The sequence below is a fragment of the Stenotrophomonas sp. LC732 genome (genome assembly GCF_052446685.1).
GTDB lineage: Bacteria > Pseudomonadota > Gammaproteobacteria > Xanthomonadales > Xanthomonadaceae > Stenotrophomonas > Stenotrophomonas muris.
This window is the reverse complement of sequence record NZ_CP199214.1, coordinates 4,366,361-4,379,008: the sequence shown is the minus strand read 5'-3', so window position 1 is coordinate 4,379,008 and position 12,648 is coordinate 4,366,361. Positions and strand designations below refer to the sequence as shown.

The following is a 12,648-nucleotide window of genomic DNA, read 5'->3' as shown; positions in this document are numbered from 1 at the left end:
GGCCGCTGGCCGGCAACCCGACCCGGTCACGGGGTCGGATCCCTTTCCTGTGGAAAGGGCTCCGACCCCCTCTCGCCTCACCCCACCGGCCGCGGCTTGGCCACCCGTGCTGCGAAGGTCGGCAGCACCAGCAGGGTCAGCACGGTGGCGGTGATCAGGCCACCGATCACCACCGTGGCCAGCGGCTTCTGCACCTCCGCACCGGAACCGCTGGCAATCGCCATCGGGATGAAGCCGACGATCGCCACCAGCGCCGTGGTCAGCACCGCGCGGATGCGGCTGGAGGCACCGTTGATTGCTGCCTGCAGCGGCAGGTCGCCGGCGTCCAGGCGTTCGCGGATCGCCTGCATCAGCACCAGGCCGTTCAACGTGGCCACGCCGGAGACGGCGATGAAGCCAACTGCCGCCGATACTGAGAACGGCATGCCTCGCAGCAGCAGCGCGAGGATGCCACCGACCAGCGCCAACGGCACGCAGCTGAACACCAGAATGGCTTCCTTGCCGCTGCGCAGGGCCATGAACAGCAGGCTGCCGATCAGCAGGAACACCACCGGCACCACGGTTGCCAACCGCTTCTCCGCGCGCTGCAGGTTCTCGAACTGACCGCCCCAGGTCAGGTAGGCGCCCGGCGGCAGCGCCACGTCGGCCACCGCGGCCTGCGCCTCGCCGACGAAGCCGCCCAGATCGCGACCGCGCACGTTGGCCTGCACCACCACGCGGCGGCTGCCGTTGTTGCGGCTGATCTGGTTCGGCCCTTCGCTCACGGTAATGCGCGCCACCGACGACAACGGAATCACGAGCCCCGATGGCGTGGCGATCGGCAGCGAGGCCAGCTGGTCCGGATCGTTGCGCGAGGCATCGTCCAGGCGCACCACCACGTTGAAGCGGCGGTCGCCTTCGAAGATCTTGCCGGCCGTGGTACCGCCGATGCCGGTGGACAGCGCATCACTCACATCTGCAGCGCTCAACCCGTACTGTGCCGCCGCCACGTGGTCGATCGCCACGTTGAGCGTGGGCAGGCCGGAGATCTGTTCCACCCGCACGTCGGCCGCGCCATCCACCGCACGCAGCTTCAACGCCACCTGGTCGGCCACCTTCTGCAGCTGGCTGAAGTCATCACCGAAGATCATTACGGCCAGGTCGGTACGCACGCCGGAAATCAGTTCGTTGAAGCGCAGCTCGATCGGCTGGCTGAACTCGAAGCTGTTGCCCAGCTGCTGCCCGGCCAGTTTCTCGAAGCGCGCCACCAGTGCGTCCTTGGCCAGCGTCGGATCGGGCCAGTCCTTGCGTGGCTTCAACACGATCACGCTGTCGGAAATGTTGGTCGGCATCGGGTCGATCGCCGCCTCGGCGGTACCGGTGCGCGAGAACACGGTTTCCACTTCCGGCTGCTTGGCAATCGCCTTTTCCAGCGCCAGCTGCATTGCCAGTGACTGCTCCAGCGAGGTCGATGGCACGCGCAGGGCCTGCATCGCCACGTTGCCTTCATCCAGGGTCGGCATGAACTCGCGGCCCAGCAGCGAGAACGCGCCGATGCCCACCACCACCATCATCACCGCACCGGCCAGCACCGTGCGCGGGTGCGCCACGGCCTTGCGCACCACCGGTTCGATGCGCGCACGCAGCACGCGGATCAGCCTGGTTTCGTGCTCGCCGTCGTCCGCGTGCGCATCGCCGTCCTTCACCTTGGGCTCGCGCACCAGCAGCGCGGCCATCGCCGGCACGAAGGTGAAGGAAAACAGGAAGGCACCGACCAGGGCCAGCATGAACGTGGCCGCCATCGGGTGGAACGTCTTGCCCTCCACGCCCTCCAGCGTGAGGATCGGCGCGAACACCAGCAGGATGATCAGCTGGCCGAAGGCCGCAGGGCGCGCCATCTTAATGGCCGAATCGGCGGCTACGCGCAGGCGTTCCATCGCGGTCAGCGCACGGCCCAGTTCGGCGCGGCGCTGGCCCAGCATCAGCAGTGTCGACTCGACCACGATCACCGCACCGTCCACCAGGATGCCGAAGTCCAGCGCACCCAGGCTCATCAGGTTGCCACTGATGCCGAAGCGGTTCATACCGATCACTGCGAACAGGAACGACAGCGGAATCACCAGCGCGGTGATCGTTGCCGCACGCAGGTTGCCCAGCAGCAGGAACAGCACCACCACCACCAGCAGCGCGCCCTCGGTGAGGTTCCTGGCGACGGTCTTGATGGTGGAATTGACCAGCACGCTGCGGTCCAGCACCGGTGCCGCCACGATGTCGGCCGGCAGTGACTTGTTTACCTGTTCCAGGCGCGCGGCCGCTGCCTGGGCCACGGTGCGGCTGTTGCCACCGGCAATCATCAGCGCGGTGCCCAGCACGGCTTCATGGCCGTTGCGGCTGGCCGCACCCAGCCGCGGCGCGCGGCTCAGTTCCACCGTGGCCACATCGGCTACGCGTACCACCACGCCATTGCGGGTCGCCACCGGGGCCTGTGCCAGGTCGTCGGTGGTCAGCGCCAGGCCGTCGGCACGTACCACCAGGCCCTCGCCGGCACGCTGTACGAAGCCGGCACCGGCCTGCACGTTGGAACGCTGCAGCGCAGTGACCAGGTCGGCCAGGCCGAGGCCATGCGCGGCCAGTTTGGCGCTGTCCGGATGCACGCCGTATTCCTTCACGTAGCCGCCGACCGTATCGACGCCGGCCAGCCCCGGGCTGGAACGCATCTGCGGCGCGATGATCCAGTCCTGCACGGTGCGCAGGTAGGTCGCACGTTCTTCGGGCGTACGCAGCAGGTTGCCTTCCGGTGTGCGGTAGACCTCGCCGGCCTGCCAGCCCGCTTCATCGGGTTTGGCCAGTTTGGCCGGATCGAACGCGGTGAAGTCCACCGTCCACATCAGCACCTCGCCAAGGCCGGTGGTGACCGGCGACAGCATCGGTGATGCACCATCGGGCAGGTCTTCCGATGCCTCGCGCATGCGTTCGGCCACCTGCTGGCGGGCGAAGTAGATGTCGGTGGCATCGGTGAAGATCGCGGTGACCTGCGAGAAACCATTGCGCGACAGCGAACGCGTGGTGGTCAGGCCGGGAATGCCGGCCAGCGCGGTTTCCAGCGGATAGGTCACCTGCCGCTCGATCTGCTCCGGTGTCAGCGCCGGTGCCACCGTGTTGATCTGTACCTGACGGTTGGTGATGTCCGGCACCGCGTCGATCGGCAGCTTGCCCAGCTGGAACAGGCCCACCGCGGCGATCAGTGCGGCCATGAACACCACCAGCCAGCGGTGGCGCACCGCTGTTTCAATGATCAGCTTGAACATGGTCGCCTCCTCAGTGGCCGTGCTCGGCTTCGCCCTTGGCCAGCTCGGCCTTGAGCAGGAAGGCATTGGCACCGACGATGCGCTCGCTGCCGGTCAGCCCAGCGAGGATCTCGATGCGGTCACCGGCACGGCGCCCGGCCAGCACCGGCTGCGCCTTGAAGCCACCTTCGACGGCGACAAACACCGCGCTGCTGCCATCAACGTTCTGCACTGCATCGGCCGGGACGCTGAGCGAACCGTCCTGGCCTTCGGTGACCACCACGGCCGAGACCGGCGAACCGGCCGGCGGCAGCGACGCATCCACCGGGGTGGCGCGGATCACCGCGACGCCGCCCTGCTGGCGCACATCGGCGGCCGAACCGGTGACGGTGGCGGTGAAGCTGCCACCCGGCACGCTCACTTCCAGCGTCATGCCGGGCGTGACCTGTGCGGCCAGCGCCGGCGGTGCGGTGAACACCAGCTCGTTCATTGTCGGGTCGGCGACATCGGCGACTGCACTGCCGGCGGCGACTACACCGCCCGGAGTGACCTGCACGTTGCCGACGATGCCGGCCACCGGGCTGGTGATGCGCACGCGGCCACTGGCATCGGGCGCACCGTTGGCAGCGGCCTGGGCCTGCGCGGCAGCGGCCTGGGCCTGTGCCGCCAGCGACCGTGCGCGCGAGGTTTCCATCTCCTGGCGGGCGACCACGCCCTGGTCGACCAGCGCCTTGTCGCGACCATAGGCCAGGCGCGCGGCCTCGGCCTCGGCCGAGGCGGCCAGCGCATTGGCGCGGAACACCGCCGCTTCGCCGCTGACCACGATCGCCAGTGCCTGGTTCTGCTTCACCGCGGTGCCCGGTGCGACCAGCACGCGTTCGACGCGGCCGGTCACGGTCGACGCCACCGAGGCGCGTGCACCGACCGACGGTTCGACCCGGCCGGACAAGCGCGTGGAGCTACCGCCACCACGACCGACCGCGACCACTTCGATACCGGACGCCTTGATCTGCTCAGGAGTCAGCTGCACGACACCCTCATCGCCATCGGCGGGCGCCTTTGCGGATTCGGCCTTGGCCGCCTTGCTGTCGGCGGCATGGCCGTGGCCATCGTCGGTGCCGGCCTTGGCCGCAGCCGGGTCTTCATTGGCAGGTGTCTGCGCGTTGCCAGCGCAGCCGGCCAGCAGCGCGGCCAGCAGCACGCCGCCGATCAGCGGGAAAGTACGGGAGAGCGTCATGGGACCTCCACAAAAGGTGCGCGCCCTTCAAGGCGGGCAAGATCGATTTCCGCGGCGACGCGCGACAGGCGCGCATCCACGGCGGTGCCGCGGGCGGCGATGAGGGCGCTGCGCGTGCTGCGCAGTTCCAGCTGCGAGATGCGCCCGGCGTCGAAGCCGATGCGGGCCAGGCGATACGCCTCTTCGGCGGCGACCACGCTTTCATCGGCGGCGCGGGTACGGCTGCCGGCGGCCTTCAAACCGGCCACCGCGGAGAGGCGTGCCGCCTCGCTGTCGCGGCGCTGCTGGTCCAGGCGTGCCTCGGCCGCGCGCTGGTCGGCATTGGCGGCGCGTATGCCCCCGCGGTTGCGGTCGAACAGCGGGATGCTGAGGCTGACCCCGAGGTTGTAGGCGCGCTCGCCCCCCTCGCGGAAGCGGGTCTGCGCGGCAGTGACGCTCAGGTCGGGCAGGGCGCGCTTGCGCTCCACGTCGACCAGCTTGCCCGCCGCATCCGCTTCGGCTTCGGCGATGCGCACCGCCAGCGCGGTATCGGTGGCACCGCGTGGCAACGGCGGCGCGCGGTCGAGCAGGCTGTCGCCGATCGACTGCACCGGCGCATCCAGCAGCGCGGCACCGGCCAGGCGGGCCAGCGCGGCATCGCGGAAGGCCTGCGCCTCATCCAGCGCGGCGCTGGCGTTGGCGACTTCGCTCTGCGCCTGCACGGCGCGCAGCTGCGGCTCGCGGCCCTGCTTGACCATCGCGTTGACCGCGTTGGCGTCAGCGCGGGTGAGGCTCAGTGCTTCTTCGGCCAGGGTGTAGCGGCGCAGTGCACTTTCCGCCTGTGCATAGACCACCGCCAGCTGGCTGGCCACGTCGCTGCGGCTTTGGGCACCACGCAGGTTGGCGGCCTGTGCCTCGGCACGGGCGGCACGGACACGCGCGCCACGCTGGCCCCAGACCTCCAGCGGCTGGGACAGGGTGAGCACGGTATCGGCCTTGCCCATGCCGCCATAGGAGCCGGTGCCCCAGACGTTTTCGGCGGAGTAAGAGAGGGAAGGGTTGGGCAACGCACGGGCCTGGTCGGCGCGCGCGTCGGCGGCCTCGGCCAGCGCCGCACCGACGCGGGTGCCGGGCAGCTGGTCCAGGCGTTCAAGCAGGGTGTCGTAGGAAGGGGCGGCTTGCGCCATCACCGATGCCGCCGGGGCCAGGCCCAGCAACACGGCGACGGCCCGCCCGGCCGCACGCAGCGGCCGACGTGTCAGGGTCGACATGAAGAATTTCCGGAGGTGAGGGGAACCGAAGCCCGCGAATGCGGGACGCGCTCAACTCACGCCCGGGGAGGACGCGTCAGTTCATCCTGGGCGACCGCATAGGTCGCCGCGTCGCCGGCATTCATCCAGCGCGCCGGAAGCGGCGCACCGAAGGCGGCGAAGGTACTGGCCGGCAGGCTCAGATTGGAGTGGTGGCAGTGGTTGTGGCCACAGGCACCGACGTGCTTGCCGTCGGCATCGCCATCGGCATCCGGTGCGGACTCCACATGCACCGTGCTGGCATGCGGTTCCACCGTGCAGGCCAGCGCGTCGGCCACCGGCACGACCACGAATGCCGCCATCAGCAGCATCAGCAGGGTCGAACGGAGGTGGCGGGTGATCCAGCGCATGGACGGCAGGCTAGCAAGCGGTTTTCGCCGGATACAATATCAATGGACGCTTCGGGAATTCGTCGGAATCTCCCGTTCAGCTGGGCCGGGCGCGGGGTCGGATCCCTTTCCTCCGGAAAGGGCTCTGACCCCACCACATCGTTCGGGTGCGCCGCGCACATGTGCTCTGGTAGGTGTCGACCTTGGTCGACACGCTTTTCGACCCCACCGCGTTGCCGCCAGCGGCCGGCACTACCCGTATCACGGCAGCTTCGCGATCACCTTGATCTCGAACTGGAACCCATACAGCCAGGTCACGCCGATACCGGTCAGGGTCGGGTGCGGCGCCTCGCCCCAATACTCCGGCACGATTGCCCAGGCCTTCTCAAAGTTCTTCTCTGGATCGACCAGGAACACGGTCACGTCGATCACGTCATCGAACGTGCAGCCGGCAGCAGCCAACACCGCATTGAGATTCTCGAAAGCGCGGCGCACCTGCGTTTCGAAGTCTGGCTCGGGCGAGCCGTCCTCACGGCTGCCGACCTGGCCGGATACGAACAGGAAGCCGTTGGAACGGATCGCAGGCGAGTAGCGGTTGCGCTCGTACAGGGCCTGGCGGCCGGCGGGGAAAACGACATCACGCTGTGACATGGGGAAGATCCCGTGGGAGAGAACGCCATCCTCCCCGTCAGCGCTGTCTGGATAAACCGCGATGATCGGCCTAGATTGATTGTCAATTCCAAACAATCATGGCCCGCCATGGACCGTTTCGAGGCGATGCGGGCCTTTGCCCGGGTGGTGGAAACCGGCAGCTTCACCCGCGCCGCGCAGACCCTGCAGATCAGCCGCACCACGGCCACCCAGCTGGTGCAGCAACTGGAGGCACACCTGCGGCTGCGCCTGCTCAACCGCACCACGCGCCGGGTCAGCGTCACCGCCGACGGCGCGGCCTACTACCCGCGCATCGCCCGCCTGCTGGCCGAGCTGGAAGAGGTGGAAGGCGGGCTGGGTGACGCGGCCAGCCAGCCGCGCGGACGCCTGCGCGTGGATGTGCCCGGGCCGTACGCGCGGCTGCGGCTGGTGCCGGCGTTGCCGGACTTCCAGGCGCGCTACCCGGAGATCCAGCTGGACATCGGCGTGAGTGACCGCGAGGTCGATGTCATCGCCGACAACGTCGACTGCGTGATCCGGGGTGGCACCCCGGCCGACCCGGCACTGGTAGCGCGGCCGCTGGCGGCGCTGCCGATCGGCTTCCACGCCAGCCCCGGCTATGTGCAGCGTTTCGGCCTGCCGACCGATCCGCGCGCGCTGCAAGGGCCCGATCACCACATGGTTGGCTTCCTCAGCCCGCGCAGTGGCCGCGCACGCGTGTTCATTGCACAGCGCGGCGATGAACGCGTTGAGGTGCAGGGCCGCTATACGGTCGGCTTCGATGATGGAAACGCCTATCTGGCCGCTGCGTTGGCGGGGTTGGGCGTGGTGGCGCTGCCCAGCTACATGGCCGAGCCGCACGTGGCGCGCGGCGAGCTGTTGCCGGTGTTGCCGGACTGGCAGCTGCCGCCGATGCCGATGCATGTGATGTTCCCGCCGAACCGGCACATGAGCCAGCGGCTGCGGGTGTTCATCGATTGGGTGGTGGAGGCGTTGGGTTGATCGCGCGCGCGCATCTGTAGAGCCGAGCCCACGCTCGGCTGCTTCTGGCATCACCAAGCCCGCGCTACGCGCGCCAGCCGAGCGTGGGCCCGGCTCTACCGGCATGCGAAAATCACTACAGCACGTAACAGGAAACATCGCCACGCATGAGTCGCATCGTCGCACTGGATACCGAAACCACCGGCATCTCCCACCGCCTGGGGCACCGGGTGATCGAAATCGGTGCCGTCGAACTGATCGATGGCCAGCTCACCGGCCGCCAGTTCCACACCTACCTGCAGCCGCAGCGCAGGGTCGACTGGGGTGCACAGCGCGTGCACGGCATCAGTGATGCGATGCTGGTGGGCAAGCCACTGTTTTCCAGCAAGGCCGCCGAACTGCTGGACTTCCTGCGCGGCAGCGAGATGGTCGCGCACAACGCCACCTTCGATGTGGGCTTCCTGGACAACGAGCTGCGTCTGTCCGGTATTCCCGGCACGCTGGCCCAGCATTGCCGCATCACCTGCAGCCTGAAGCTGGCGCGCGGGCGCTGGCCCGGCCAGGGCAACAAGCTCGATGATGTGCTGCAGCGCCTGCGCATTCCCAGCCAGCGCGGCCTGCACGGCGCGCTCAAGGATGCCCATCTGCTGGCGCAGGTGATCCCGCACCTGCGCTGAGGCCTGGCCGCTGTTACACCGGCCGTAACCAGCGCTCGATCATCGCCACGCCACAGGCCACCCCGTCCTCATGGCCCATCGCCACGCCCAGGGCCGCCGCGCGTGCGCGTGTTGCGTCGCTTTCAACGAAGGTGATGGCTGCCGCCAGCGTTGCTGCATCCAGTCGCTTCGGTGACAACGGTGGCGGTGCCACGCCCAACCGATACAGGCGATCGGCCCAGAAGAACTGATCCGCGGCGAACGGCATCACCAGCGAGGGAATGCCGGCGCGGCAGGCCGAATGCGTGGTGCCGCTGCCACCATGGTGGATGGCGAGTGCGCAATGCGGGAACAGTGCTTCGTGTGGCGTCGGGCCGAGCACGAACACATCTGCTGGCAGCGCACCCGTCGGCAATCCGGCCCACCCTGGAAACAGCAGCACCCGGCGCGGTGCCAGCGCCTGCAGCAGGGCCGGCAGCACGCGCTCGCGATCGAATCCGGTCATGCTGCCAAAGCCCAGATAGACCGGCGGCGGCCCGGCATCGAGGAAGGCCTGCAGATCGGCTGGCGGCGTCCAGGGCGCATCAGGAAGCCGCCATTGGCCACAGGCGATGTGGTCGGCCGGCCAGTCCGCCGGTGGCGGCAGCAGCTGCGGCGAGATGCCATAGAGCATCGGCAGGCCGGACCACAGCGCGCGACGCGGCGATTGCCCCAGTTGCTGGCGTGCCGCGTTGATCGGCCGACGGAACTGGCGCCAGATCAGGCCGTTGACCCACCCGTAGCTGGCCCGGTTCAACCAGCCCGGCGAGCGTCCGGGTGGCAGGAACGGAGAGCGGAAGGCTCGCGTCGGGGTCAGCGGAATCATGCCGGTGCCGATGACCGGCAGACCCCGACGTTCGCCCACGCTCATGCCGACAAGGGCCGCCAGTCCGCCGGTCAGAATCGCATCGCAGCCTTCGGCGGCGGCATCGGCCTGGCGCATCCAGCCGCTGACATGCTGCAGCGCCATCCGTGCCAGACCGGTACTGGCGGCGGCAACACCGTTGCCCCGCGAGACAAGGGCGACCACTTCGTCATGGATGTCACCCTCAAGGGCCGCGTGGGGCACATCCAGGGCCTGCGCGCTGCCCAGGGTGCCGCCATCGGCCAGCAGTGTCACCGCGTGGCCTGCGCTGATCAGCCCATGGCAGAGCATGGCGAGCGGACGCGTATCGCCTTCGGTTCCGTAGGTCAGGGCCAGCAGCCGCATGGAAAGCTCCGCAGTGATCCGGGCCAGTATGCCGGTTGGCGAAGTCCCCCCGGCCCCGCCGGTCCAGTCCCCGCCTGTGGGTAACTTGCGCAAGTGCTTGAACCCGTGCATAATGCGCGGCTCGCTGTGTCCGGTTTTCTACCGGGCGGCGCCCCCGGGAGCACGTCCCCGGCCGCCCAACGCCAGCGTAACCCTTTGATTCTCTTGACGTGTGGTGGGCAACCATCGAGGCCGCCGTCGCCCGGGCTACGGGCTGACAACTACTACTATCGAGGTGCGCAATGTCCCGCGTATGCCAGGTTTCCGGCAAGCGAGTGCAGACGGGTAACAACGTCTCGCACGCCAACAACAAGACCCGTCGTCGTTTCCTGCCGAATCTGCACGAGCGCCGTTTCTGGGTGGCCAGCGAGAACCGCTGGGTCAAGCTTCGTGTTTCCGCGCATGCACTGCGCACCATCGACAAGAACGGCATCGATTCCGTTCTGGCTGAGCTGCGTGCGCGCGGCGAAAAGGTCTGAGGAGTAAAGCATCATGGCAGGCAAGCGCGATAAGGTCCGTATGATTTCCTCGGCCGGTACCGGCCACTTCTACACGACCGACAAGAACAAGAAGAACACCCCGGGGAAGATGGAATTCCTGAAGTACGATCCGGTCGTGCGCAAGCACGTCCTGTACAAGGAAGGCAAGATCAAGTAATCCGCACGGATTGCTGATCCCCGCGAAGAAACCCGCCCTTGTGGCGGGTTTTTTCATGCCTGGCGTGCAGACTTCGGTAGCGGCCGACCTTGGTCGGCACTGCCGCACTCCCTGCGCACGCTGTCGCCAATGGCACCCTGCCTGAGGTGAAGGGCCGAATGCGATAAGTGATTGTTCCTACCGGTTCTGCCGCCTCGCGCGGTTCAAATCGATTGGAACGACGGGCCCCGCCGTGCCCATGATGGCTGGCCGCTGCGGTTGCAGTGGTCGGGCTTGCAATCCCGTCGAATCGGTAGCCAGTAAACTCGCCCGCAGTTGCCGGAAAGCTCCGCCGACGGCGGGCGACCCATCTGCCTCTATGGCGGACGGTGCGTGGGGGCCTCGCGCCCGCCGGTTTGGTGGCTACCGTTCCCGGTATTGCAACCACGCATCGTCCGCCACCTTCACGGTGGCCAGATCCGTTGAAGGAGGTTGCATGAACACCCCATCACACCGGCAGGACCTGGAACTGGGCTGGCTGCGCCTGCAGCGCATGCTGCAAGGCATCGAGGGCATGGCGCTGCTGCTGTGCGACCACCATCTGGCACTGGCCAACGGCGCGCCGTCGCCGCTGCCGGAGGCGCAGCTGGAGCGGGCCGCACAGGCGATCGCCTGCATGGCGCTCAACGGCCGCCGCCATGCCGACGCGGTGCGGCAGCTGTGCGAGGTGCCGGTGCGGCATTGATCCATCCTGTAGAGCCGAGCCCACGCTCGGCTGCTGTGCGGTCGGACCGGAAGGCCGTCGAGCGCGGCTCGACTCCACAAGGGCCGGTGGGCAGAATGGCCCATCACCTCCCGACGGGCGACACGATGCTGTTCGAGTGGTTGCTGGGTTCGTACCTGCTGCTGATCGACTGGCTGATCCGGCTGGTTGCACTGTGCTGGATCCCCACCCGCACCACGCCGGGGGCGGCGCGCAGCTGGCTGCTGCTGGTCGGCTTCGTGCCGCTGCTGGGCCTGCCGCTGTACCTGCTGTTCGGCCACCCATGGCTGTCGCGCGAGCGCATCCGCCGCCAGGCCGAGGCCTCGCAGGTCATCCGCGAGGAACAGGCGCTGCAGCATCGCCTGCGCTGGACACCGCAGCCGGACACCGCCAGCGCCGAGATCGTGCCGCTGGTGCAGCGCCAGGGCGACTTCATGCCGGTGCACGGCAACGCCGTCGATCTGCTGACCGACTACGACGAATCACTGCACACGCTGATCGCCGACATCGACCAGGCCGAAGACCGCGTGCACCTGCTGTACTACCTGATGTTCGACGACGCGGTGGGCGAGGCGATCGTCGAGGCCCTGCAGCGTGCGGCTGCACGTGGCGTGCAGTGCCGCGTGCTGCTCGACGCGGTGGGCGCCAAGCGCGGCCTGCGTGCCTATCGCAAGCGCCTGCAGGCGCGCGACATCGAAGTGCGCGCGATGCTGCCCGGTGGCCTGCGCTGGCGCCGCAGCGGGCGCATGGACCTGCGCAACCATCGCAAGATCGCGGTGATCGACAACGAAGTGGCCTATGTCGGTTCGCAGAACCTGGCCGGCCCGCAGTTCGTGCCTGGCCACCCGAACCGCGAGCTGGTGGCGCGCGTGCGCGGCCCGGCGGTGGCGCATCTGGAAGCGGTGTTCGCCAGCGACTGGTACATGGAAACCGGCCAGCGCCTGGACGTGATCGCCGATGTGCCCGAGTGCAGCGACGACATCGCCACCCAGTTGCTGCCCAGCGGCCCCGCCTATCCCTACAGCAACGCACGCGATGCGGTGGCGGCGCTGATCCACCTGGCGCGGCGCCGGCTGGTGATGGTCACCCCGTATTTCGTGCCCGACGAAGCCACGCTCAGCGCCTTGCGCATTGCGGCCTTGTCCGGCGTGCAGGTGCAGCTGATCCTGTCGGCCAGCAACAACCAGCGGCTGACGTCGTGGGCGCAGGAGGCCTACTACGACGAGCTGCTGCGCTGTGGCGTGCGCATCGCGCTGTACGAGCCGCAGTTCCTGCATGCCAAGCACATGAGCGTGGACGAGGACATCGCCGTGCTCGGCTCGATCAACATGGACATCCGCTCGTTCGCGCTGAATGCCGAAATCGGCCTGGTCTGCTACGACCGTGCGCTGGTGCAGCAGCTGTGCGCGATCGAGGATGGCTACCTGCGCGAGTCGCGGCAGCTGGACCTGCAGCAGTGGCGCAGCCGTCCCACGTGGCGGCGCAGCCGCGAAGGCATCGCACGGCTGGCCGATGCGTTGATGTGAAACGGCGGCAACCGCCCGCTTCGGCA

Annotated in this window: 12 protein-coding genes; 6 read left to right on the top strand and 6 right to left on the bottom strand. The window is 68.3% G+C overall.

The window, feature by feature from the left end; genetic code table 11:
- Positions 1-77 precede the first annotated feature (77 nt).
- From ACT6SE_RS20655 to ACT6SE_RS20635, 5 genes are all read right to left on the bottom strand, one after another.
- A complete protein-coding gene (locus ACT6SE_RS20655) occupies positions 78-3,287 on the bottom strand; it encodes an efflux RND transporter permease subunit (RefSeq protein ID WP_014648877.1) in 3,210 nt (1,069 codons plus the stop codon).
- Positions 3,288-3,297: 10 nt separating this feature from the next.
- Positions 3,298-4,503: an efflux RND transporter periplasmic adaptor subunit gene (locus tag ACT6SE_RS20650; RefSeq protein WP_046433252.1), complete on the bottom strand. Its 1,206-nt coding sequence runs from the start codon at positions 4,501-4,503 to the stop codon at positions 3,298-3,300.
- Entirely contained in the window at positions 4,500-5,753 is a 1,254-nt protein-coding gene (locus ACT6SE_RS20645) for a TolC family protein (protein ID WP_046433249.1), read from the bottom strand. The genes ACT6SE_RS20650 and ACT6SE_RS20645 overlap by 4 nt, the downstream gene beginning before the upstream one ends.
- A gap of 56 nt (positions 5,754-5,809) precedes the next feature.
- Positions 5,810-6,142 (bottom strand): hypothetical protein, encoded by a 333-nt coding sequence (locus ACT6SE_RS20640; protein WP_014648874.1) that lies wholly within the window; start codon positions 6,140-6,142, stop codon positions 5,810-5,812.
- Positions 6,143-6,382: 240 nt separating this feature from the next.
- Positions 6,383-6,772, bottom strand: a complete 390-nt coding sequence (locus tag ACT6SE_RS20635) for a RidA family protein (RefSeq protein WP_014648873.1) — start codon at positions 6,770-6,772, stop codon at positions 6,383-6,385.
- A gap of 108 nt (positions 6,773-6,880) precedes the next feature.
- Between ACT6SE_RS20635 and ACT6SE_RS20630 the strand changes: the two genes are divergently transcribed.
- Together ACT6SE_RS20630 and dnaQ are read left to right on the top strand one after the other, a co-directional pair.
- Positions 6,881-7,774 (top strand): LysR family transcriptional regulator, encoded by an 894-nt coding sequence (locus tag ACT6SE_RS20630; protein WP_046433244.1) that lies wholly within the window; start codon positions 6,881-6,883, stop codon positions 7,772-7,774.
- A 146-nt stretch (positions 7,775-7,920) separates the two neighbouring features.
- Positions 7,921-8,430, top strand: a complete 510-nt coding sequence (dnaQ, locus tag ACT6SE_RS20625; protein WP_014648871.1) for a DNA polymerase III subunit epsilon — start codon at positions 7,921-7,923, stop codon at positions 8,428-8,430.
- Between the two features lie 13 nt (positions 8,431-8,443).
- On the opposite strand, the gene ACT6SE_RS20620 is transcribed toward dnaQ, so the two are convergent.
- Entirely contained in the window at positions 8,444-9,658 is a 1,215-nt protein-coding gene (locus ACT6SE_RS20620; RefSeq protein WP_046433241.1) for a glycosyltransferase, read from the bottom strand.
- A 281-nt stretch (positions 9,659-9,939) separates the two neighbouring features.
- Between ACT6SE_RS20620 and rpmB the strand changes: the two genes are divergently transcribed.
- The 4 genes from rpmB (at position 9,940) to cls (ending at position 12,622) form a co-directional block, all read left to right on the top strand.
- The gene (gene rpmB, locus ACT6SE_RS20615) at positions 9,940-10,176 is read left to right on the top strand and encodes a 50S ribosomal protein L28 (RefSeq protein ID WP_005411638.1); all 237 of its coding nucleotides are present in this window, start codon (positions 9,940-9,942) and stop codon (positions 10,174-10,176) included.
- A gap of 10 nt (positions 10,177-10,186) precedes the next feature.
- Positions 10,187-10,354, top strand: a complete 168-nt coding sequence (gene rpmG / locus ACT6SE_RS20610; RefSeq protein WP_169411268.1) for a 50S ribosomal protein L33 — start codon at positions 10,187-10,189, stop codon at positions 10,352-10,354.
- A gap of 475 nt (positions 10,355-10,829) precedes the next feature.
- The gene (locus ACT6SE_RS20605; protein WP_032960654.1) at positions 10,830-11,078 is read left to right on the top strand and encodes a hypothetical protein; all 249 of its coding nucleotides are present in this window, start codon (positions 10,830-10,832) and stop codon (positions 11,076-11,078) included.
- 125 nt (positions 11,079-11,203) lie between these two features.
- Positions 11,204-12,622 carry a cardiolipin synthase gene (cls, locus tag ACT6SE_RS20600; RefSeq protein ID WP_014648869.1) on the top strand — a complete coding sequence of 473 codons (1,419 nt, stop codon included), beginning with the start codon at positions 11,204-11,206 and terminating at the stop codon, positions 12,620-12,622.
- Positions 12,623-12,648 lie beyond the last annotated feature (26 nt).

Bases quoted from the DNA above. Each gene is read 5' to 3' on its own strand.
- ACT6SE_RS20655 (WP_014648877.1), bottom strand. From the start codon at position 3,287: ATGTTCAAGCTGATCATTGAAACAGCGGTGCGCCACCGCTGGCTGGTG.
- ACT6SE_RS20650 (WP_046433252.1), bottom strand. From the start codon at position 4,503: ATGACGCTCTCCCGTACTTTCCCGCTGATCGGCGGCGTGCTGCTGGCC.
- ACT6SE_RS20645 (WP_046433249.1), bottom strand. From the start codon at position 5,753: ATGTCGACCCTGACACGTCGGCCGCTGCGTGCGGCCGGGCGGGCCGTC.
- ACT6SE_RS20640 (WP_014648874.1), bottom strand. From the start codon at position 6,142: ATGCGCTGGATCACCCGCCACCTCCGTTCGACCCTGCTGATGCTGCTG.
- ACT6SE_RS20635 (WP_014648873.1), bottom strand. From the start codon at position 6,772: ATGTCACAGCGTGATGTCGTTTTCCCCGCCGGCCGCCAGGCCCTGTAC.
- ACT6SE_RS20630 (WP_046433244.1), top strand. From the start codon at position 6,881: ATGGACCGTTTCGAGGCGATGCGGGCCTTTGCCCGGGTGGTGGAAACC.
- dnaQ (WP_014648871.1), top strand. From the start codon at position 7,921: ATGAGTCGCATCGTCGCACTGGATACCGAAACCACCGGCATCTCCCAC.
- ACT6SE_RS20620 (WP_046433241.1), bottom strand. From the start codon at position 9,658: ATGCGGCTGCTGGCCCTGACCTACGGAACCGAAGGCGATACGCGTCCG.
- rpmB (WP_005411638.1), top strand. From the start codon at position 9,940: ATGTCCCGCGTATGCCAGGTTTCCGGCAAGCGAGTGCAGACGGGTAAC.
- ACT6SE_RS20605 (WP_032960654.1), top strand. From the start codon at position 10,830: ATGAACACCCCATCACACCGGCAGGACCTGGAACTGGGCTGGCTGCGC.
- cls (WP_014648869.1), top strand. From the start codon at position 11,204: ATGCTGTTCGAGTGGTTGCTGGGTTCGTACCTGCTGCTGATCGACTGG.